General features: G+C 68.3%; 17 protein-coding genes. 15 read left to right on the plus strand and 2 right to left on the minus strand.

The annotated features are described in order from the left end of the window. Positions 1–231: hypothetical protein (locus C4B30_RS35910; RefSeq protein WP_234015461.1), on the plus strand; the 231-nt coding region annotated here is incomplete at its 5' end. A gap of 26 nt (positions 232–257) precedes the next feature. Here the strand turns inward: C4B30_RS35910 and C4B30_RS25780 are convergent. Then, on the minus strand, positions 258–905 hold the full coding sequence (locus tag C4B30_RS25780; RefSeq protein ID WP_027784400.1) for a TetR family transcriptional regulator: 648 nt from the start codon (positions 903–905) through the stop codon (positions 258–260). Positions 906–1,056: 151 nt separating this feature from the next. Here C4B30_RS25780 and C4B30_RS25785 point away from each other — a divergent pair, with 151 nt between their 5' ends. From C4B30_RS25785 to C4B30_RS25855, 14 genes are all read left to right on the plus strand, one after another. Beyond that, the gene (locus C4B30_RS25785) at positions 1,057–2,259 is read left to right on the plus strand and encodes a MexX/AxyX family multidrug efflux RND transporter periplasmic adaptor subunit (protein WP_027784401.1); all 1,203 of its coding nucleotides are present in this window, start codon (positions 1,057–1,059) and stop codon (positions 2,257–2,259) included. Positions 2,260–2,274: 15 nt separating this feature from the next. Next, positions 2,275–5,415, plus strand: a complete 3,141-nt coding sequence (locus C4B30_RS25790; protein ID WP_027784402.1) for a multidrug efflux RND transporter permease subunit — start codon at positions 2,275–2,277, stop codon at positions 5,413–5,415. Further along, positions 5,415–6,875 (plus strand): efflux transporter outer membrane subunit, encoded by a 1,461-nt coding sequence (locus C4B30_RS25795; protein WP_027784403.1) that lies wholly within the window; start codon positions 5,415–5,417, stop codon positions 6,873–6,875. The genes C4B30_RS25790 and C4B30_RS25795 overlap by 1 nt, the downstream gene beginning before the upstream one ends. Before the next feature lie 845 nt (positions 6,876–7,720). Next, positions 7,721–8,233: a fimbrial protein gene (locus tag C4B30_RS25805; protein WP_027784404.1), complete on the plus strand. Its 513-nt coding sequence runs from the start codon at positions 7,721–7,723 to the stop codon at positions 8,231–8,233. A gap of 117 nt (positions 8,234–8,350) precedes the next feature. Continuing rightward, complete coding sequence (locus C4B30_RS25810; RefSeq protein WP_027784405.1) at positions 8,351–10,804, plus strand: fimbria/pilus outer membrane usher protein; 2,454 nt, start codon at positions 8,351–8,353, stop codon at positions 10,802–10,804. Between the two features lie 17 nt (positions 10,805–10,821). Then, positions 10,822–11,568, plus strand: a complete 747-nt coding sequence (locus C4B30_RS25815) for a fimbrial biogenesis chaperone (RefSeq protein WP_027784406.1) — start codon at positions 10,822–10,824, stop codon at positions 11,566–11,568. Continuing rightward, positions 11,565–12,587: a fimbrial protein gene (locus C4B30_RS25820; protein WP_027784407.1), complete on the plus strand. Its 1,023-nt coding sequence runs from the start codon at positions 11,565–11,567 to the stop codon at positions 12,585–12,587. The genes C4B30_RS25815 and C4B30_RS25820 overlap by 4 nt, the downstream gene beginning before the upstream one ends. Before the next feature lie 255 nt (positions 12,588–12,842). Continuing rightward, positions 12,843–13,511 (plus strand): RNA polymerase factor sigma-70, encoded by a 669-nt coding sequence (locus C4B30_RS25825; protein WP_027784408.1) that lies wholly within the window; start codon positions 12,843–12,845, stop codon positions 13,509–13,511. 85 nt (positions 13,512–13,596) lie between these two features. Next, entirely contained in the window at positions 13,597–13,839 is a 243-nt protein-coding gene (locus tag C4B30_RS25830; protein ID WP_027784409.1) for an MbtH family protein, read from the plus strand. 45 nt (positions 13,840–13,884) lie between these two features. Beyond that, positions 13,885–14,892, plus strand: a complete 1,008-nt coding sequence (locus C4B30_RS25835) for a TauD/TfdA family dioxygenase (RefSeq protein WP_027784410.1) — start codon at positions 13,885–13,887, stop codon at positions 14,890–14,892. Then, positions 14,892–15,740, plus strand: coding sequence for an ABC transporter ATP-binding protein (locus C4B30_RS25840; RefSeq protein ID WP_027784411.1), 849 nt, complete (start codon positions 14,892–14,894; stop codon positions 15,738–15,740). The genes C4B30_RS25835 and C4B30_RS25840 overlap by 1 nt, the downstream gene beginning before the upstream one ends. After that, positions 15,737–17,827, plus strand: coding sequence for a Fe(3+)-hydroxamate ABC transporter permease FhuB (gene fhuB, locus C4B30_RS25845; RefSeq protein ID WP_027784412.1), 2,091 nt, complete (start codon positions 15,737–15,739; stop codon positions 17,825–17,827). Before C4B30_RS25840 ends, fhuB begins: the two co-directional genes overlap by 4 nt. Beyond that, entirely contained in the window at positions 17,824–18,624 is an 801-nt protein-coding gene (gene fhuF, locus C4B30_RS25850) for a siderophore-iron reductase FhuF (RefSeq protein ID WP_027784413.1), read from the plus strand. The genes fhuB and fhuF overlap by 4 nt, the downstream gene beginning before the upstream one ends. Next, positions 18,621–19,652, plus strand: a complete 1,032-nt coding sequence (locus tag C4B30_RS25855) for an ABC transporter substrate-binding protein (RefSeq protein ID WP_027784414.1) — start codon at positions 18,621–18,623, stop codon at positions 19,650–19,652. The genes fhuF and C4B30_RS25855 overlap by 4 nt, the downstream gene beginning before the upstream one ends. 178 nt (positions 19,653–19,830) lie before the next feature. Here the strand turns inward: C4B30_RS25855 and C4B30_RS25860 are convergent, their stop codons facing one another. Continuing rightward, on the minus strand, positions 19,831–21,576 hold the full coding sequence (locus tag C4B30_RS25860) for a cyclic peptide export ABC transporter (protein ID WP_027784415.1): 1,746 nt from the start codon (positions 21,574–21,576) through the stop codon (positions 19,831–19,833). Positions 21,577–21,599: the final 23 nt, after the last annotated feature.

Consider the following 21,599-nt stretch of genomic DNA (forward strand, 5'->3'; position numbering starts at 1 on the left):
GGCGGCGGGCGTGCAACAAAACAGGCCCCGCCAGGGGCCTGTGTCGTTTCCGTTCGACCCAACGCGCGGGGCGGGCCCGCTTCGAACGGCGGCGTGCATACCGGGTCGAACCCGGTTATCACGAAGACGCTAAAGAAAGATGACAGCGTCAGTCTACCGATGTTCCGCGAAACGTTAAAAATTTTAAAGGGGGTCAGCTCATTCGTTTCGCAGTGCGGTAAGTTGGGTTAAATCAGCATTTGTTACGACGATTTTCGTCAAGCCGGCAATTTTTGCGCGCGTCGGCGCAGGGCGGCGGAGGTGCGGACGGCGTCGAAACCGGCGTCGAGCATCGCCTCCGCGTCGTTCCACAGGTTGCCGCGCAGCCGGTTGGTCCAGATCATCGACGCGAACACGCCTTCGAGCAGCGACACGAGATAGACGGCGGCCAGATGCACGTCGAGATCGGCGGCGACTTCGCCGGCCGCGATCGCGCGACGCAGCAGCGCCTTGGTGATGCGCAGCATCTGCAGCTCGAGCAGCATGCGGCGCCGTTGCAGCGCGCCGTTTTCCTCGCTCTGCTCGCACTTCGTATAGAGAATCACGAGCACGCGCTGCATGGGGCCCGGCTCGCCGCATTCCTGCAGGTAGTGCGACGCGGCGCGCCGCAGCGTCGCGAACGGCGGCAGGCCGTCGCCCGCATCGAAACCTTCCGAGGTGCGCGCGAACGCGCGATCGCACATCGCCAGACACACTTCCATCTTGTTGCGGTAGTGGCCGTAGACGGCGCCCCGCGACATCCCGGCGGCCTCGGCGAGGTCCGCCATCGCGGTTTGCGCGACGCCTCGCTCGAGCAGCACGAGCTCGGCGGCGTCGAGGATCCGGTGCTTGATGGCGAGCGATTCTTCCCGGGTCTTGCGGGCCATGTCGTGAAGTTCCTTACAGTTCGCTGTCGTTTTATTGAGACAATGCGGGGGCCGGATTGAAGCGGCATGTATTTAATCAGTCGTGACTGATTATAATCGGCCACCCTGAGCCGCCGCATTGTATCGGCGGCGCATGATCCGAGGTCAGAACATGAATAACAAACGCACCCTGTGGCGCCGCATGCGGCTGGCGCCGTTCGCGCTCGCGGCCTTGCTGGCCGTGGCCGGATGCGGAAAGAGCGACAAGGGCGCGGCGCCCGAGACCGCGAAGCAGGCCACCGTCGTGACGGTACGCCCGACGGCCGTGCCGATGACCGTCGAACTGCCGGGCCGGCTCGACGCATACCGGCAGGCGGAGGTCCGCGCGCGGGTCGCGGGCATCGTCACCGCACGTACTTACGAGGAAGGCCAGGAAGTGAAGCAGGGCGCGGTGCTGTTCCGCATCGATCCCGCGCCGCTGAAGGCCGCGCGCGACGCCGCGCAGGGCGCGCTCGCGAAGGCGCAGGCCGCCGCGCTCGCGGCGGTCGACAAGCGCCGCCGTTACGACGATCTCGTGCGCGATCGCGCGGTGAGCGAGCGCGACCACACCGAGGCCGTCGCGGCCGATGCGCAGGCGAAGGCCGAGGTCGCATCGGCGAAGGCCGAACTCGCGCGGGCCCAACTGCAGCTCGACTACGCGACCGTCACCGCGCCGATCGCGGGCCGCGCACGGCGCGCGCTCGTGACCGAGGGCGCGCTCGTCGGCCAGGACCAGGCGACGCCGCTCACGACCGTCGAGCAGCTCGATCCGATCTACGTGAACTTCTCGCAGCCGGCCGCCGACGTCGACGCATTGCGTCGCGCGGTGAAGAGCGGGCGCGCGACGGGCATCGCGCAGCACGACGTCGCGGTCACGCTACTGCGTGCCGACGGCACCGCATATTCGCTGAAGGGCAAGCTGCTGTTCAGCGATCTCGCGGTCGATCCGACCACCGATACCGTCGCGATGCGCGCGCTGTTCCCGAACCCGGAGCGCGAGCTGCTGCCCGGCGCGTATGTGCGGATCGCACTCGACACGGCGGTCGACCAGCGGGCGATCCTCGTGCCGCGCGACGCGCTGCTGCGCACGACCGACCGTACGTCGGTGCGCGTGGTGGACGCGAACGGCAAGGTCAAGGACGTCGAAGTCACGGCCGACCGGATGAGCGGCCATGACTGGCGCATCACGCGCGGCCTCGCGGGCGGCGAGCGCGTGATCGTCGACGACGCCGCGCAGTTCGCACCCGATACGGTCGTCAAGCCCGTCGAGAAGGCGCCGCCGTCGAAGGCGGCGCCGGCAGCGGCCGCTTCGCAGGCGGCCGCCCGTCAAACCTGACCGGTTCAAACCAACATGGCACGTTTCTTCATCGATCGCCCCGTCTTCGCGTGGGTGATCGCCATCTTCATCATGCTGGGCGGCCTGTTCGCGATCCGCGCGCTGCCCGTGGCGCAGTACCCGGACATCGCGCCGCCCGTCGTCAGCATTTATGCGACGTACCCGGGCGCGTCCGCGCAGGTCGTCGAGGAATCGGTGACCGCGCTGATCGAGCGCGAGATGAACGGCGCGCCGGGATTGCTGTACACGTCCGCGACGAGCAGCGCGGGGGCCGCGTCGCTGTACCTGACGTTCAAGCAGGGCGTGAACGCCGATCTCGCGGCCGTCGAAGTGCAGAACCGGCTGAAGACGGTCGATGCGCGCCTGCCCGAGCCCGTACGCCGCGACGGCATCCAGGTCGAGAAGGCCGCCGACAACATTCAGCTCGTCGTATCGCTGACGTCCGACGATGGCCGGATGAGCGCCGTGCAGCTCGGCGAATACGCGTCGGCGAACGTCGTGCAGGCGCTGCGCCGCGTCGAGGGTATCGGCAAGGTGCAGTTCTGGGGCGCCGAATATGCGATGCGGATCTGGCCCGACCCGGTGAAGCTGGCCGGGCACGGCCTCACCGCATCGGACATCGCGTCGGCCGTGCGGGCGCACAACGCGCGCGTGACCATCGGCGACATCGGCCGCAGCGCGGTGCCGGACAGCGCGCCGATCGCGGCGACCGTATTCGCGGACGCGCCGCTGAAGACACCGGCCGATTTCGGTGCGATCGCGCTGCGCGCGCGGGCCGACGGCTCCGCGCTGTTCCTGCGCGACGTCGCGCGCGTCGAATTCGGCGGCAACGACTACAACTATCCGTCGTACGTGAACGGCAAGGTCGCGACCGGGATGGGCATCAAGCTGGCGCCTGGCTCGAACGCGGTGGCCACCGAGAAGCGCGTGCGCGCGACGATGGACGAGCTGTCCGCGTACTTCCCGCCGGGCGTGAAATACCAGATCCCATACGAGACGTCGTCGTTCGTGCGCGTGTCGATGAACAAGGTCGTCACGACGCTGATCGAGGCCGGCGTGCTGGTGTTCCTCGTGATGTTCCTGTTCATGCAGAACCTGCGCGCGACGCTGATTCCGACGCTCGTCGTGCCGGTCGCGCTCGCGGGCACGTTCGGCGTGATGTATGCGGCCGGTTTTTCGATCAACGTGCTGACGATGTTCGGGATGGTGCTCGCGATCGGCATCCTCGTCGACGACGCGATCGTCGTCGTCGAGAACGTCGAGCGGCTGATGGTCGAGGAAGGGCTCCAGCCCTACGACGCGACCGTCAAGGCGATGAAGCAGATCAGCGGCGCGATCGTCGGGATCACCGTGGTGCTGACGTCGGTATTCGTGCCGATGGCGTTCTTCGGCGGCGCGGTGGGCAACATCTACCGGCAGTTCGCGCTGTCGCTCGCGGTATCGATCGGCTTCTCGGCCTTCCTCGCGTTGTCGCTGACGCCCGCGCTGTGCGCGACGCTGCTCAAGCCGGTGTCCGGCGGCCATCACGAGAAGCGCGGCTTCTTCGGCTGGTTCAACCGTTTCGTCGCGCGCGCGACGCAGCGCTACGCGACGCGGGTCGGCACGATGCTGAAGAAGCCGCTGCGCTGGCTCGTCGTGTACGGCGCGCTGACCGCGGCCGCCGCGCTGATGCTCACGCAGTTGCCGACCGCGTTCCTGCCGGACGAGGACCAGGGCAACTTCATGGTGATGGTGATTCGCCCGCAAGGCACGCCGCTCGCGGAAACGATGCAGAGCGTGCGCCGGGTCGAGTCGAGCATCCGCCGCGACGAGCCGGCCGCCTATACGTATGCGCTCGGCGGCTTCAACCTGTACGGCGAAGGGCCGAACGGCGGGATGATCTTCGTCACGCTGAAGAACTGGAAGGAGCGCAAGGCCGCGCTCGATCACGTGCAGTCGATCGTCGCGCGCATCAACGAGCGCTTCGCGGGTACGCCGAACACGACGGTGTTCGCGATGAACTCGCCGGCGCTGCCCGATCTCGGTTCGTCGAGCGGCTTCGACTTCCGGCTGCAGAATCGCGGCGGGCTCGACTACGCGACGTTCAGTGCCGCGCGCGAGCAACTGCTCGCGGCGGGCGGCAAGGATCGCGTGCTCACCGACCTGATGTTCGCGGGCACGCAGGACGCACCGCAACTGAAGCTCGACATCGATCGCGCGAAGGCGTCCGCGCTCGGCGTGTCGATGGACGAGATCAACACGACGCTCGCGGTGATGTTCGGCTCGGACTATATCGGCGACTTCATGCACGGCACGCAGGTGCGGCGCGTGATGGTGCAGGCCGACGGGCTGCACCGGCTCGATCCGGACGACGTGAGGAAGCTGCGCGTGCGCAACGCGCGCGGCGAGATGGTGCCGCTCGCGGCGTTCACGACGCTGCACTGGACGCTCGGGCCGCCGCAGCTCACGCGCTACAACGGCTATCCGTCGTTCACGATCAACGGCTCGGCCGCGGCGGGCCACAGCAGCGGCGAGGCGATGAGCGCGATCGAGCGGATCGCCGCGACGCTGCCGGCCGGCATCGGCCATGCGTGGTCGGGGCAGTCGTTCGAGGAGCGGCTGTCGGGCGCGCAGGCGCCGATGCTGTTCGCGCTGTCGGTGCTCGTCGTGTTCCTCGCGCTCGCGGCGCTCTACGAGAGCTGGTCGATTCCGTTCGCGGTGATGCTGGTCGTCCCGCTCGGCGTGATCGGCGCGGTGCTCGGCGTGACGCTGCGCGGGATGCCGAACGACATCTATTTCAAGGTGGGGCTGATCGCGACGATCGGGCTGTCCGCGAAGAACGCGATCCTGATCGTCGAAGTCGCGAAGGATCTCGTGGCGCAGCGCATGTCGCTCGTCGACGCCGCGCTCGAGGCCGCGCGCCTGCGACTGCGGCCGATCGTGATGACGTCGCTCGCGTTCGGCGTCGGCGTGCTGCCGCTCGCGTTCGCGTCGGGCGCCGCGTCCGGCGCGCAGATGGCGATCGGCACTGGCGTGCTCGGCGGCGTGATCACGGCGACTGTGCTCGCGGTGTTTCTCGTCCCGCTGTTTTTCGTGATCGTCGGCCGCCTGTTCGACGTCGGCCCGCGCCGGCGCGGCGGGTCGCGGCCGGCGACGATGGAGGGTTCGCAACCATGATGTTTGCGCTGAACGTACGCGCCGCGCGGCGGGTTCAGGTCGTGCTGGCGGCCGCGCTCGCGCTCGCCGGGTGCTCGCTCGCGCCGCGTTACGAGCGCCCGGCGGCGCCGGTGCCGGCGAGCTATGCGCCGGGCGACGGCAATACCGTGCCGGCGGCCGAACCGGCCGCCGCGCAGGATGCCGCGTTGCTCGACGACTGGCATGTGTATTTCACCGATCCGGCGCTGCAGGCGTGGATCGACGCGGCGCTCGCGAACAACCGCGACCTGCGGATCGCGGCCGGCCGGCTCGAGGAAGCGCGCGCGCTGTACGGCGTGCAGCGCGCGGACCTGATGCCGTCGGTCGATGCGCAGCTCGGGTATGAGCGCGCGCGCCAGTACGATCCCGTCGTGCGCGAAAGCGCGATCAGCGGGCTGTATCGCGCGGGCGTCGGCGTCAGCGCGTACGAGCTCGACCTGTTCGGCCGCGTGCGCAACCTGTCCGACGCGGCGCTCGCGGAATATTTCGCGACGGCCGACGCGCAGCGCACGGTCCGCATCGGCGTGATCGCCGAAGTGGCGGGCGCGTACGTATCGGAGCGGTCGCTGCACGAGCAACGTGCGCTGGCGCAGCGCACGCTCGATGCGCGCGAGCGGATGGCCGCGCTCACGCAACGCCGCTATGCCGCCGGCACGAGCGACGCGATCGAGCTGCGCTCGGCCGAGATGCTGGTGGCGTCCGCGCGCGCGTCGCAGGCCGCGCTGCAGCGCGAGCATGCGCAGGCCGTACGGGCGCTGCAATTGCTGGCGGGCGATTTCGCGCGCAACGTGCCCGACGACGCGACCGCGCTCGACACGCTGTCGATCGCACCCGTGGCGCCGGGCGCACCGAGCGAATTGCTCGAACGGCGGCCGGACATCCGGCAGGCCGAGGCGCGGCTGAAGGCTGCGAACGCCAACATCGGCGCGGCGCGCGCGGCGTTCTTCCCGCGCATCGCGTTGACGACCGACTACGGTTCCGTGAGCGACGCGTTCTCGAACCTGTTCGCGGCCGGCACGAGTGTATGGACGTTCGCGCCGCGTATCACGCTGCCGATTTTCGCGGGCGGACGCAATCGCGCGAACCTCGACGTCGCGCACGCGCGCAAGGACATCGCGGTCGCCGAATACGAGAAGGCGGTGCAGACCGCGTTTCGCGAAGTGGCCGATGCGTTCGCCGCGCGCGACTGGATCGACCGGCAGCTTGCCGCGCAGCAGGACGTGTATGCGGCGGACGGCGCGCGGCTGAAGCTCGCGGAGCGTCGCTATGCGGGCGGCGTCGCCACCTATCTCGAACTGCTCGACGCGCAGCGCAGCACGTACGAGTCGGGGCAGGAGCTGATCCGGCTCAGGCAGCTCAGGCTCGCGAACGCGATCGCGCTGTACCGTGCGCTCGGCGGCGGCTGGGCGCCGGCATCGGCGGAGGCCGCGGCTTCCGCGTGATGTGCGATTGGTCGCCTGACACCGCGGCGTGTCGGGCGACCTGACGGCGGCCGTACGATTCGACGTGCGGCCGCCGCTTCTGCAGGGCGCGCTGCCCGCGGTACTGCCGATCTTCATCGGCGCTTCCTTTCACTGGTCCAGGCTTCGCTTTCATCTCCAGGCAGGAGCAAGAGCTGCTTCCGCCGCCGCCCGCATCCATAGACCAATCGTGTCGCCCGCGGCGCACACGTGTGCTGCGTCTCTTCCTTTTCCATCTCATCCTATCCGGCATGCCACGCGTGTTCCGGCGGCCGCGCAGGCGGGCGATTCCCGATCGGTAATTGACGACCGAATTAATCAATGAATTGGAATCAATGGTGGCGGCAAAGTGTCGCAGTAAAACGTTTGTATTTTTTCGCAATCGTTTGCGCGATAAATCCGTATTGGTGAAATGCCGTCGTTAATTTCCTGTCAGTTGAAAATGATTCGATATCCGCGTTGCGATCGGACAACGATGGCGGTACTGGACAATGTTTTGTCCTTTGAGCGGAGGTTTGGCGCAAGCCTCTGCCAACAAAGAGGGGCACGGTGGAGACGATTATCGGCAAGAAATTCCCTTAATCTTCAATCGGTTCCTGAAAATCAAAAAGGACTGCGGATAAAAAGTTCGCAATTGAAAATGGAAAGGAAATAATGAGGTTCTAGAGGGGTAAATCGAACATTGTCAGATGCATTTGACAATGATTTACAGAAATCTTTCACGGTTATCTCGATAATGCCGCCTCGTGTCGGACGGGAGCCACCACACGCTGCCGTTTGTGTCCGCCACGTCATCCATTCCATTTGCACTCCTTACGGGAAACGTCATGAAAAAATCCATCCTGAGCGCTGTCGCACTCGCGGCCCTGTCCACCTCGGCCTTCGCGGCGGGCACCGGCACGATCAACTTCACGGGCGAGATCGTCGCGGGCGCATGCGGCATCGATTCGAACTCGGTCAACCAGACCGTGCAGCTCGGCAAGGTGCCCACCAACAAGTTCAAGCAAGCCGGCGACAAGTCGGATCCGGTGTCGTTCGACATCAAGCTGACCGACTGCGACACCAGCATCGCGCAGAACGCGTACTTCACGTTCACGGGCACGTCGAGCGCCGGCCAGCCGAAGCTGCTCGCCACGATCGGTTCGGCAAGCAATGTCGGCATCCGCCTGCAGGCCGCGTCGGGCGAATACCTCGACAACGGCGCCGAGCAGAAGGCGCCGACGCTGCTGCAGAACGGCACGAACACCGCGCGCTTCGCGGCGATGTACGAAGCGACGGCAGCCGGCGTGACGCCGGGTACCGCCGACGGCGTCGCGAACTTCACTGTCCGTTACCAGTAAGCCGCCGCACCGGGGAAGGGTGCACGCACCCTTCCTCGTTCATTTTCCCTTCCTTTCTTCTCCTCGGACTCCCGGTAGCGCCGCGTGCGAATCAGACATTCCTTCCTTTGCGTCTCCGTGCTGGTCGTCGGCAGCCAGAGCCATGCGACGGAATTCAATTCGTCGTTCCTCGACATCGACGGAACGAGCAACGTCGACCTGTCGCAGTTCTCGCAGCCGGACTTCACGTTGCCCGGCGAGTACATGCTCGACGTGCAGGTCAACGACCTGTACCTCGGACTGCAGCCGATCGAATTCGTGGCCGTCGATGCGACGGGCGCGGGCAAGCCGTGCCTGCGAGCGGAGCTCGTCGCGCGGTTCGGCCTGAAGCCGTCGCTGGTCAAGGACCTGCCGCGCTTCCGGGGCGGCAGTTGCGTCGACCTGGCTGCGATCGAAGGGGCGACCGTGCGTTACCTGAAAAGCGACGGGCGGCTCAAGATCACGATTCCGCAGGCCGCGCTCGAATTCACCGATTCGACTTACCTGCCGCCGGACCACTGGTCCGAAGGGATTCCCGGCGCGATGCTCGACTATCGCGTGATCGCGAACACGAATCGCAACTTCGGCGCGAGCGGCGGGCAGACGAATTCGATCCAGGCCTACGGGACGGTCGGCGCGAACTGGGATGCGTGGCGTTTTCGCGGCGACTACCAGGCGCAATCGAACGTGGGCAATACGGCGTACGCGGACCGCACGTTCCGCTTCAGCCGGCTTTATGCCTTTCGCGCGCTGCCGTCGATCCAGTCGACGGTGACGTTCGGCGACGACTATCTAAGCTCCGACATTTTCGACACGTTCGCGCTCACGGGCGCGTCGATCCGCAGCGACGACCGCATGCTGCCGCCGTCGCTGCGCGGCTATGCGCCGCTGATCTCGGGCGTGGCGCGCACCAACGCGACCGTGACCGTGTCGCAGGCCGGCCGCGTGCTGTACGTGACGCGCGTGTCGCCGGGCGCGTTCGCGCTGCAGAACATCAATACGAGCGTGCAGGGCACGCTCGACGTGGCGGTCGAGGAAGAGGACGGCAGCGTGCAGCGCTTCCAGGTGACGACGGCCGCCGTGCCGTTCCTCGCGCGCACCGGCCAGTTGCGCTACAAGGCCGCGGTCGGCAAGCCGCGCCTGTTCGGCGGCGCCGGCATCACGCCGTTCTTCGGCTTCGGCGAAATCGCGTACGGCCTGCCGTTCGACGTCACCGCCTATGGCGGCTTCATCGCGGCGTCGGGCTACACGTCGGTCGCGCTCGGCGTCGGCCGCGATTTCGGCACCTTCGGCGCGGTGTCGGCCGACGTCACGCACGCGCGGGCACGCCTGTGGTGGAACGGCGCGACACGCAACGGCAACTCGTATCGCATCAACTATTCGAAGCACTTCGACGGGCTCGACGCGGACGTGCGCTTTTTCGGCTATCGCTTCTCCGAGCGCGAGTACACCAACTTCGCGCAATTCTCGGGCGACCCCACCGCGTACGGCCTCGCCAACAGCAAGCAGCGCTATTCGGCGACGCTGTCGAAGCGCTTCGGCGATACGTCGACCTATTTCTCGTACGACCAGACGACCTACTGGGCACGCTCGTCCGAGCAGCGCGTGGGCCTGACGCTCACGCGCGCGTTCTCGATCGGCACGCTGCGCAACCTGAACGTCAGCGTGTCGGCATTCCGCACGCAGAGTGCGGGCGCGAGCGGCAACCAGTTCTCGGTCACCGCGACGCTGCCGATCGGCGGCCGTCACACCGTCACGTCGAACCTGACGACGGGCGGCGGCAGCACCAGCGTGAACGCCGGCTACATCTACGACGATCCGGCCGGCCGCGCGTACCAGGTCAATGCGGGCACAACCGACGGCCGCGCATCGGCGAACGCGAGCTACCGCCAGCGCACCTCGGCGTACCAGCTCACCGCGCAGGCGTCGACGCTCGCCAATGCGTATGCGGCCGCGTCGCTCGAAGTCGACGGCTCGTTCGTCGCGACGCAGTACGGCGTGTCCGCGCACGCGAACGGCAATGCGGGCGATACGCGGCTGCTGGTGTCGACCGACGGCGTGCCCGACGTGCCGCTGTCCGGCACGCTCACGCATACCGATTCGCGCGGCTATGCGGTGCTCGACGGCATCTCGCCGTACAACGTGTACGAGGCGACCGTCAACGTCGAGAAGCTGCCGCTCGAAGTGCAGGTGACGAACCCGATCCAGCGCATGGTGCTGACCGACGGCGCGATCGGCTTCGTGAAGTTTTCCGCCGCGCGCGGCAGCAACCTGTACCTGACGCTGACCGACGCGGCCGGCAAGCCGCTGCCGTTCGGTGCGTCGGTGCAGGACGCGGCGAACGGCAGGGAACTCGGCATCGTCGGCGAAGGCGGTGCGGCGTTCCTGACCCAGGTTCAGCCGAAATCCACGCTGGCGGTGCGGGCGGGCGAACGCACGCTCTGCACGATCGACGCACTGCCGAACCAACTCCAACTCGAAGGCACGCCGATTCCGATGACGTGCCGGACACCCGGCGAGTCGCATGCGGCGGCCGCGCGGGTCGAACGTTGATTTCCATGGATCCAGCGATGAAGAACGTTTTCTCCCTTTCTTTCCCGCGGCGCGCGCTGTGCGTGTTCGCGGCCGTCGGAGCGGTGCTGGCAGGCGCGGCGCATGCCGCGATCGTGCCCGACCGCACGCGCGTGATCTTCAACGAAGGCGAGCAGGCCGCGATCGTCACGATCACCAACAAGAGCACGACGTATCCGTATCTCGTGCAGTCGTGGCTCGAGGACGCGAAGGGCAACAAGATCACGTCGCCGCTGATGGTCGTGCCGCCGCTGCAGCGGGTCGAGGCGAACGAGCGCAACGTGCTGCGGATCGCGAAGCTGCCGGGTGCGCAGTTGCCGGCCGATCGCGAAACGGTGTTCTACCTGAACATCCGCGAAGTGCCGCCGAAGACCGATACGCCGAACACGCTGCAGATCGCGCTGCACACGCAGATGAAGCTGTTCTATCGGCCGAAGGCCGTGCAGCCCGCGCGCGACGAGGACTGGACGCTGCCGATGACGCTGCGGGTGGATGCGGCCGCGCACACGCTGGTGTTCGACAACCCGACGCCGTACCACGTGACGGTGGTCGCCGTGAACACGGGCGCGCAAAAAGCGCCGGTGCCGATCGACCCGGTGATGGTGAGCCCGATGAGCACGGCCGACGTGCCGTTCAAGGCGGCGACGCCGTCGACGCTGTTCGTCACGCATATCGACGATTACGGCGGCCAGGTGGCGGTCGAGTATGCGTGCGACGCGGGTGTGTGCAAGAGCGTGAAGAAATGAGCGGGGCAGTGCGTCAACGGGGGTTGCCAGTGGAGTGGCTGCGCTGGGCCGTACTCGCGCTGCTGATCGTGGCCGTGCAGCCCGCCTGGGCATTGCGCTGCCTGACCAACAGCGGTGCGACTTCGCTGACCGAGCCGATCGGCGGGGTTGCGTCGTATCCGACCGATGCGCCCGATGGCTACGTGATCTGGGTCTCGCCGGTGCGTACGACGTCGGGGTACTGCTACAAGGACCTGGGCGACGCCGGCAGCCTGAAGGTGGTCGACAATATTTACTTTTACGCGAACCCGAATCGCACGAACCCCGCCGCATGGGGGCTCGAGATCGGTATCCGCTACAAGGGCATCGACTATTTCGACAAGACCAGCAATCGCGGCGGCGGGGTATTCACCGGGTATGCGGTGCCGCCGTGCAGCAAGTACGACTTCGATCGCGGGCGGTGCCAGCAGACGCGCATCAGCATCGACTACCAGGTTGTAGTCCGCAAGAAGGGCAACTGGGTCCAGCCGCCGAGCGATATCTATACGGTGTTCCAGTTCGACGGCGAGTTCGGGCTGAACGCGTACAGCCCGAGCTTCCAGTACCGGCTGAGCGGCCTGCGCAACCTCAAGCCGACGCCGTGCTTCGTCGACGTGCTCGTGACGCCTGAACCGGGCATCGTCAATTTCGGCCAGGTGCAGGCGGTCGGCAACGGGTTCCTGCCGGCCGTGCCGCGCAAGCGGTTCTCGTTGTCGCTGACGAAGAAATGCAACGTCGCGGTACGGGTCGACGGGTACTTCGAAACGAGCTATCCGGTTCGGAACGGCTTGCTGGTGCCCGCGAAGGACAGCAACTTCGGTATCGGGATCGAAGACAGCGCGGGCAAGTCGATTCCGTTCAACGAACAGTTCACGCTGGCGCAATTCCCGTCCAACGTAATGAATCAGAGCGTGCTGATGGACGCGGTGCTGAAGTCTTTCGGGCCACCGAAGATCGGACGGTTCGATGCGACGGCGACGATCCGGTTGTTCATCTATTGACGCATGCATGGGCGGCCGGCGCCGACAGTCGGTCGCAAGCCGTCCGCCGGGCGATCCGGCATTGCCGGGCGCCTTTCATGTCGAAAGCTTATGGGATGTCGCGGCCGGCATCGCACGATCACGGTTGCCCGAACCCCGATCCCGTCAATTATTCAGACAAATCCTGACAGCTGGAATGGGTATCTGGTAATCAGATTGAGAATGATTTGCGTTTACGTTAAATTCCGTTATCTCGGAATTTGACGGAGCAGATCGATGGCCATGGCGGAAGTGCTCGACCGACGGGCGGCGACAGCGGCAAACCCGTTCCTCGGCAGTTATCCGGATCTGCCGCCGCGCGCCGCGCCGCGTGCGCGCCGGGCGTCCGAGCCTCGTGCGCAGGGCGCGCTGCTCGACGTGCTGATCTCGCATCGCGCGATGCTCGTCAACGTCGCGCGCGGCTTCGTCGGTTGCGCGAGCCGCGCGGAGGACGTCGTGCACGACGTGTTCGTGAAGCTCGTCGAATTCCCGAACCAGGACGCGGTACGCCAGCCGGTCGCGTACGTGACGCGGATGGTGCGCAACGCGTCGATCGACGCATGCCGCCGGCAGAGCCTGGAAAACGTCTATCACACGGAAGAGGACGACGGCTTCGACGTGCCGTCGCCCGAGCCGACGCCGGAAGCCGCGCTGATGACGCGCGACACGCTGCGGCGCGTGTGGGCCGCGCTCGACGACCTGCCGGCGCGCAGCCGTGCGGCATTCGAGATGGTGCGGCTGCGCGAGGAGACGCTGCAGACCGCGGCGCGCGCGCTGAACGTGTCGCAGACGCTCGTGCATTTCATGGTGCGCGATGCGGAACGCCACTGCGCGGAATGCCTGGACGCATGCCATCGCGGCGTCGCATGCCCGGTGTTCCTGGGCGGGCGCGCGCGGCGACGGTAAAAAAACGCGCCGGCCAACCGTCTATCAGACAGGAGCGGCCGCATCCGCCGCTTCGCCTCCTTCAACCGCCCAGCGATTTCCGATCATGACGCAAGCCCCGACGCCTTCCGCCGACACCGACGATCTCGTCTATACGGTCGTCATCAACGACGAAGAACAGTATTCGATCTGGCCGACGTTCAGGCCCGTGCCCGCCGGCTGGCGCGAAGTGGGCGTGAGCGGCCCGAAGGCCGACTGTCTCGCGCACATCGAGGCCGTCTGGACCGACATGCGCCCGGCGAGCCTGCGCCGCGCGATGGACGGCGAGCGCGCGACGCGCGCGTCGTGACCTGCAGCGCCGCGGGTGCGGCGCGCCACCTGAAGAGGACGTTGCATGACCTTGCTTTCGTTGCCGACGCTCGACGACCTGCGTATCGAGCCGGGGCTGCCCACCGTCGTGTCGCCGCGCGGCAACGACGGAATGTCGATCGACGACGTCGCGCCGCTGGCGCGCGAGATCGCGGCCGACACGCTCGAACGGGCGGGCGGCGTGCTGTTCACGGGCTTTCGCGTGCCGTCGATCGACGCGTTCCAGCAATTCGCGGCATCGTTCGGCGATCCGCTGATCGGCTATGAATACGCATCGACGCCGCGCACCCAGGTGGAAGGCGCTGTCTACACGTCGACCGAATACCCGCCGCACCGCGCGATTCCGCTGCACAACGAGCAGTCGTACACGCGCGAATGGCCGCTGCGGATCTGGTTCCACTGCGCGCTCGCCGCGCCGAAGGGCGGCGCGACGCCGATCGCGGACAGCCGTGCCGTGTACCGCGCACTCGATCCGGCGCTCGTCGCGCGCTTCGAGAAGCGCGAGCTGCTGTACGTGCGCAATTTCGGGCAGGGGCTCGATCTGCCGTGGCAGCAGTCGTTCGGCACCGACGAGCCGGCCGACGTCGAGCGGATGTGCGCGGCGCGCGGCATCGAATGCGCGTGGCGCACCGACGATGACGGCGAGTTGCTGCTGCGCACGCGTGAGCGCTGCCAGGCGGTCGCGCGCCATCCGCATACGGGTGAGCGCGTATGGTTCAACCAGGCGAACCTGTTTCACCTGTCGGCGCTTGACGACGACATGCAGGAAGCGCTCGTCGACGCGGTCGGGCTCGAGAACGTGCCGCGCAACGTGTATTACGGCGACGGCGAACCGCTCGAGGCCGACGCGCTCGCGGAGATCCGCGGCGTGCTCGACCAGCAGCGCATCGTATTCCCGTGGCGCACCGGCGACGTGCTGATGCTCGACAACATGCTGACCGCGCATGCACGCGACCCGTTCGAGGGGCCGCGCAAGGTCGTCGTCGCGATGGCGCGGAGTTACACGGTCCCGCGCGACCGAACGGAGGATTGATGACGCGTAGTACCGCCGCGCTTGCCGCGCGCGGGCTGTCGGTGGGATATCGCGACCATGTCGTGATCGACGGGCTGGACCTGTCGATCGCGGCCGGCCGCGTCACCGCGCTGTGCGGACCGAACGGCTGCGGCAAGAGCACGCTGCTGCGCACGCTGGCGGGCCTGCAGCCCGCGCGCGCCGGCCATGTCGAAGTGAACGGCAAGCCGCTCGCGTCGTTTCGCCGTCGCGCGCTCGCGCGCGAGCTGACGATGCTCGCGCAGTTCAACCAGATTCCGTCGGGCCTCACGGTGCGCGAGCTCGTCGCGTATGGGCGCTATGCGTACGGCGGCTTCCTGCGCGGCCTGTCGCGGATCGATCATGCGGCCATCGACGAGGCGCTCCAGACGAGCGGCCTCGCCGACGATGCGGAGCGCGACGTCGGCGCGCTGTCGGGCGGCGAACGTCAGCGCGCGTGGATCGCGATGGCGCTCGCGCAGCAGGCGCCGATCGTGCTGCTCGACGAACCGACGACCTATCTCGACATTCATCACCAGCTCGACATCCTCGATGCGCTGCGTGCGCTGAACCGTACGCGCGGGCTGACGATCGTGTGGGTGCTGCACGACCTGAACCAGGCGGCCGCATACAGCGACGAGATCGTGCTGATGCGCGCGGGCCGCCTCGTCGCGCAGGGCACGCCCGACGCGATGCTCGATCCGGCGAGGCTGCGCGCGGCGTTCGGCGTCGAGATGCTGAAGCTCGCGCACCCGCGCACGGGCGCACCGATGTGCGTGCCGGCCTACGGGCCGTCGACCGACGGCGCGCCGCAGGCGGCCGGCGTCTTCGATCGGGATCTAGCCGTATGACGACGTTCGCGATGCGCAAGCGCCTCGCGGCGACGGGCAACGGGGCGACGACGGGGCGGGCCGGTGCGATCGCGTTCGGCCTCGTCGCGTTGATCGCGCTGCTCGCGGCGCTGCGGATTGCCCCCGATCTGCGCGTGTGGTGGGATGCGGCGCCCGGCAGCGATGCTGCGTCGCTCGCGCACGTATTCCTGTTCGACCTCAATCTGCCACGTGTCGCGGCCGCGCTCGTCGCGGGTGCTTGCCTCGGCATCGCCGGCGCGCTGTTCCAGTCGCTCACGCGCAATCCGCTCGCGTCGCCCGACCTGCTCGGCGTGACGGGTGGGGCCCAACTCGGCCTGCTCGCGGCGATGCTCGTGCCGGCGCTGGCGGGCGTCGCGTCGGTGCCGCTGCTGTTCGTGTGCGGGCTCGCCGCCGCCGCGTGCGCGATCGTCGCGGCGGGCGGCTGGCGTGCGACGCCGTTGCGGCTCGTGCTCGCGGGCAGCGTGTGCATGCTGCTGTTCGCGGCACTGTCGACGCTCGTGCTCGCGTTCTTCGAGCAGAACATCGCGGGCGCCGCGCTGTGGACCAACGGCAGCCTGTACCAGCCGGGCGCGACGGGCCTCGCGCTCGCCGCGCGCTGGCTTGTCGTGCCGCTGGTCGCGCTGCCGTTCGTGATCCGGCCGCTGAATCCGCTCATGCTCGGCGATGATGCGGCGGCCGCGGCCGGCGTGCGCGTCGATGCGGCGCGACTCGCCGCGACTGTCGTCGCGGTCGCGTTCACGAGCGTGGCCGTCAGCATCGCCGGCCCGCTGTCGTACGTCGGCCTCGTCGCGCCGAACCTGCTGCGCCAGGTGCGCGGCGCGCGCGCGGCGCGGCTCGGCGTGCTGGTGCCGCTGTCGGCGCTCGCCGGCGGCGCGCTCGTGCTCGTCACCGACAGCGCGGTGCTCGCGTCGGGCCTCGACGCGACGCTGTCGACCGGCGTCGCGATCGCGCTGGTCGGTACGCCGCTGATGCTCGCGATGATCCGGCGCGGAGCCGCGTGGTCGGGCGTGCTGCACGCGGATGCCGAACGCGCGGCGGGCGGCGGATCGACGCGGCTCGTCGGCTGGCTCGAACGGCTCGGCTGGCCGCTGCGCACGGCGCTGTTCGTCGTTGCCGCCGCGCTCGTGGTGTTTGTCGGGGTGTCGGCCGGCCCCGAATGGCTGTCGCCCGCGCGCTGGTCGGCCGCGCTGTCCGATCACGATGCGCTCGCGCGCATGCTGATCGACCTGCGCATGCCGCGCCTGCTGTGCGCGCTGCTTGCCGGCGCGTTGCTGGCCGTCAGCGGTGTCGCGATGCAGAGCGTCGTGCGCAATCCGCTCGCTGGCCCCGAAGTGCTCGGCGTCACGCAGGGCGCGGGGCTCGTCACGCTGTTCGCGTTGTCGACGTGGCCGCTGATGGGCCACGTGACGCTTGCCGCCGCGGCGTTGATCGGCGGCGGGCTGTCGCTCGCGATCACGCTCGCGCTGAATCACCGGCATCGCTACGCGCCGCTCGCGGTCGCGCTGACCGGCATCGTGATCGGCGCGTTGTGGACCACGCTCGCGCAATGGCTGATCACGCAGGAGAGCGTGCAGCCCGCGCGCTTCGTCGTATGGCTCGTCGGCGGCACGTATGGCCGCGGTTGGGGCGAGGTATCGATGCTGTTGCCATGGTGCGTGCTCGCGGTGCCGGTGTTCGCGTGGCTCGCGAAACCGCTCGACATGCTCGCGCTCGGCGACGATCAGGCGGCCGCGCTTGGTCTGCCGGTGGCGGCGCTGCGACCGCTCGCGCTGACGATCGCGACGCTCGCCGCGTGTGCGGCGGTCGCGGCGGTCGGGCCGGTCGGCTTCATCGGGCTGATGGCGCCGCACGTCGCGACGATGCTCGGCGCGCGCCGGCATCGCACGCGGCTGTGGCTCGCGGCGGCGTGCGGCGCGTTGATCCTCGGCGTCGCGGATCTCGCGGCGCGCACCGTCGTCGCGCCGCGCGAAGTGCCGGCCGGCGTGCTGACCGCGCTGATCGGCGCGCCGTACCTGCTCGGGCTGCTGATTCTCGAGGGGCGCCGCGCCCGGCGCGCGGGGCGATGACGCCGTCGCTCGACGGCGCGCGTGCCACGCGCTTTTCGGCATTCGCGCCGCAGCCGTTCGCCGAACACCTCGACGTCGTGTGGCTCGGCATGCCCGACGATGCGCACGCGTCGGGCCGCATCGTCGTGCCCGTCAGCGCGTTGCCCGCGCATCGCGATGCCGTGCTCGGCGCGATGGTCGACCATTACGGCGGTGATCCGACGCAGCACGCGCGGGCGCTGATGTCGCAATGGAGCAAATATTATTTCGGCCGCGCGGTGCCGGCCGGTGTCGTCGCCGCGCTGACGCTCGGCCGGCCGCTCGACATGACACCCGAGCGCACGTTCGTCGCGCTCGACGACGGGATGCCGGCCGCGCTGTATTTCGCGAACGATGCGCTCGGTGCGCCGTGCGACGATCCCGAGCCGCGCTATGCCGGGCTCATCGCGCATCTCGGCGCGGTGATCGATCTGCTCGCGGCGATGGGGCGCGTCACGCCGCGCGTGCTGTGGAGCAACGCGGGCAATCTGCTCGACTATCTGCTCGCTACCTGCCGTTCGCTGTCGTGCGCGGCCGATCCCGTCGGCGACGCGAACTGGCTGTTCGGTTCGACCTGCGTGCACGGCGAGCCGAATCCGCTGCGCATGCCGGTGCGCGACGCGGTGCCGCGCTCGCCGCTGCTGCCGACGCCGTTTCGCGCGCGCCGCGTGTGCTGCCTGCGCTACGAAATCCCTGGAGAAACGCAACTGTGTGGAAGCTGCCCCCTGCTACTGACGATGGACGACGCGGCGCTGGCCGAGCAGGACGCGATCCGGTGACGCGCATCGGCCGGCGGCACGCGCTCGGTACACTCGGCGCGCTTGGTGCACTCGGGGCCGCGTGCTGCGGCGCGTTCTCAGCATCGGCGGCGGCCGTTTCCGCGACCTCGGTCGCCGGCGGCACGCAACGCGCCGTGTCGCTGGCCGGCAATCCCGTCGTGTCGCAGGCCAGCGCGACGATGCCCGTGCGGCCGCGGCGCGTGGTCGCGCTCGACTTCATGTTCGCGGAAAGCGTGATCGCGCTCGACATCGTGCCGGTCGGGATGGCCGATACGGCGTTCTACCCGGGCTGGCTCGGCTACCGGAGCGAGCAGCTCGCGCACGTGACCGACATCGGCTCGCGGCAGGAGCCGGGGCTCGAGGCGATCGCGGCGGTCAAGCCGGATCTCGTCATCGGTGTCGGTTTCCGGCATGCGCCGATCTTCGATGCGCTCGACCGGATCGCGCCGACGATCCTGTTCCAGTTCAGCCCTAACGTGTCGGAAGGCGGCGTGCTCGTCACGCAGCTCGACTGGATGCGGCAGATCTTCCGGACGATCGGCGCGGTCACGGGGCGCGACGCGCGCGCGCAGGCCGTCGAAGCGCAACTCGACGCCGGCATCGCGCGCAATGCGGCGCGGCTCGCGGCCGCGGGCCGCAACGGCGAGCGCGTCGCGCTGCTGCAGGATCTCGGCTTGCCCGATCGTTACTGGGCCTATACGGGCAACAGCACGTCCGCGGGCCTCGCGCGGGCGCTCGGGCTCGACCCGTGGCCGAAGAAGCCGACGCGGGAAGGCACGCTGTACGTGACGTCGGCCGATCTACTGCGGCAGCGCGATCTCGCCGTGCTGTTCGTGACCGCGTCGGGGATGGACGTGCCGTTGTCGACGAAACTCGATTCGCCGGTGTGGCGTTTCGTGCCCGCGCTGAAGGCGCACCGGATCGCCCTGATCGAGCGCAACATCTGGGGCTTCGGCGGACCGATGTCGGCGCTGAAGCTGGCCGACGTGATGACCGACACGATGTTGAAGCTGCCGTCCGTGCGCTGAGTGCGCGGAGGATGCCGCTGGAGGACGCCGCGCTAACCGGCAAGGCGTTGTGCTCGCTTGGCGACGAGTGACTTGCGTTTTCCTTTTCGCCGCACGTCAGCCCGATTCCCCGCCGAAACGACGATCGCCGACACACTGCCAGTGCAGCGTGTCGGCGATTTTTCGATCGACTGTTGCTTTATGCGCTCAGCGCATCAACGCCATCCTGCGCACGCAGGCGCGCCGGTTGCGTGTCGCTGACGATGCGCCCGTTGTCGAGCTTCAGCAGACGGTCGGCGAGGTCGAAGTAGCGGTCGTCGTGCGTGATCACGATCACGGCCTTGCCGCGCGCGCGCAGCTCGGGCAACAGTTGCTCGTAGAACACGGCCTTGAACGACGGATCCTGGTCGGCCGCCCATTCGTCGAACAGATAGAACGGACGATCCTCCAGGTACGCGACGACGAGCGCGAGCCGCTTGCGCTGCCCGGTCGACAGCGCGCGTGTCGAGAACGCGCCGTCGACCACCTTCACCTTGTGGTCGAGCGCGAGTTTCGCGACGAGCGCGTTCGCCCGCGCATCGGCCTGCGCGCGCGACGGATCGTCCGGGTCGACGATGCCGAGCAGCGCATCGAACAGGTGGAAATCGTTGAACACCGCGCTGAAGCGCTGCCGATAGGCCGCGCGCTCGCGCCAGCCGATCGTGCGGCCGTCGACCTCGATCGTGCCTTGCTCGGGCTCGTAAAGCCCTGTCAGCACCTTGGCGAGCGTCGTCTTGCCGCTGCCGTTGCCGCCGACGATGAATACGAGCTCGCCCGGCTTGATCGTCAGGTCGATCGGCCCGATGCTGAACATCCGTTCGTCGCGCTCGTGGAAATACGCGTGCGTGACGCCGCGCAGCGTGACCGCGCCGGCCGGCGGCACGTCGGGCGCATCGGCCGCGGGCGGCACCGTGCGCAGCGCGCCGAATTCGGCCATCACGCCTTCGATCCGCGTGAGCGACACGCGCGCCGCGTTGACGGTCGGCAGGTTGTTCAGTAGTCCGTCGAGCGGCACGAGCATGAACAGGAACACGACGACGTAGCCGGCGGCCGTGGCCGGGTCGGCATGCACGCCGAGCTGCGGCCAGAACGACGCGACGCCAAGGAACACGTAGAACAGGAAGATGATCCAGCCGACCCCGACCGCATACGCGCTGAACGCGCGGCGGCGGTGGTCGCGCACTTCGCCGATCGCGGCGCCGAGCTGGCCGTCGACGAACTGGCGGGCGCGCGCATCGTGCAGCTTCAGCTCCTTCGCGCCGGAGAACAGCGAGCCGAGATAGCCGAACAGGCGGTCCTGCGCCTGGCCGGCGGCTTCGAGCGACGCGATCGCGCGGCGGTCGCCGGTGTGATAGCCGAGCGAGCCGGCGACGATCGCGGCCAGCGCCAGCACGCACACGGGCCAGGACAGCCACGCCAGATAGCCGAGGCAGCCGAACACGATCGAGCCGTGCATGACCAGGTTCGGCAACGCGAAGAACAGCATCGACACGTTGGTCGCGTCGTCGGTCAGCACCGACTGCACGGGCGCGGCGCCGATTCGTTCGATGTCGCGCAATTCGGCCGCGCCGACGCGCCGCGCCAGATGCACGCGCAGCCGCGCCATCGTGTCCTGCGACAGGCGGGCAAACAGCGTGCCCGACACGATCCGCGTGACGAGCGCGATCACCGCGCACAGGGCGAAGCGCCACGCGAGCGACGCATCGGCCGCGCCCGGTTGCGACAGCGCGCGGTTCAGCGTCGCGACGAGCAGCACGCTCGCGACGCCGTTCAGCACGCATGCGGTGAGCGCCAGCGTGAGCGACACGCGGCTTTCGCGCAGCAGCGCAAGGATCAGGCGCGCCGCGGGGCGGCCGGGGGAAGCGTCGAGGGACGGCGGGGAAGAAGGCTCGTGGGCGGCTGTCATCGGCAACGTCGGTAAAGGGAAGG

Origin of the sequence: Burkholderia sp. BE12, assembly GCF_002959955.1 — a bacterium.
Taxonomy (GTDB): domain Bacteria; phylum Pseudomonadota; class Gammaproteobacteria; order Burkholderiales; family Burkholderiaceae; genus Burkholderia.

Coding starts and splice junctions, on each gene's coding strand:
- C4B30_RS25860 (WP_027784415.1), bottom strand. CDS start 21,576: ATGACAGCCGCCCACGAGCCTTCTTCCCCGCCGTCCCTCGACGCTTCC.
- C4B30_RS25805 (WP_027784404.1), top strand. CDS start 7,721: ATGAAAAAATCCATCCTGAGCGCTGTCGCACTCGCGGCCCTGTCCACC.
- C4B30_RS25840 (WP_027784411.1), top strand. CDS start 14,892: ATGACGCGTAGTACCGCCGCGCTTGCCGCGCGCGGGCTGTCGGTGGGA.
- C4B30_RS25835 (WP_027784410.1), top strand. CDS start 13,885: ATGACCTTGCTTTCGTTGCCGACGCTCGACGACCTGCGTATCGAGCCG.
- C4B30_RS25795 (WP_027784403.1), top strand. CDS start 5,415: ATGTTTGCGCTGAACGTACGCGCCGCGCGGCGGGTTCAGGTCGTGCTG.
- C4B30_RS25785 (WP_027784401.1), top strand. CDS start 1,057: ATGAATAACAAACGCACCCTGTGGCGCCGCATGCGGCTGGCGCCGTTC.
- C4B30_RS25820 (WP_027784407.1), top strand. CDS start 11,565: ATGAGCGGGGCAGTGCGTCAACGGGGGTTGCCAGTGGAGTGGCTGCGC.
- C4B30_RS25825 (WP_027784408.1), top strand. CDS start 12,843: ATGGCCATGGCGGAAGTGCTCGACCGACGGGCGGCGACAGCGGCAAAC.
- fhuF (WP_027784413.1), top strand. CDS start 17,824: ATGACGCCGTCGCTCGACGGCGCGCGTGCCACGCGCTTTTCGGCATTC.
- C4B30_RS25780 (WP_027784400.1), bottom strand. CDS start 905: ATGGCCCGCAAGACCCGGGAAGAATCGCTCGCCATCAAGCACCGGATC.
- C4B30_RS25830 (WP_027784409.1), top strand. CDS start 13,597: ATGACGCAAGCCCCGACGCCTTCCGCCGACACCGACGATCTCGTCTAT.
- C4B30_RS25790 (WP_027784402.1), top strand. CDS start 2,275: ATGGCACGTTTCTTCATCGATCGCCCCGTCTTCGCGTGGGTGATCGCC.
- fhuB (WP_027784412.1), top strand. CDS start 15,737: ATGACGACGTTCGCGATGCGCAAGCGCCTCGCGGCGACGGGCAACGGG.
- C4B30_RS25815 (WP_027784406.1), top strand. CDS start 10,822: ATGAAGAACGTTTTCTCCCTTTCTTTCCCGCGGCGCGCGCTGTGCGTG.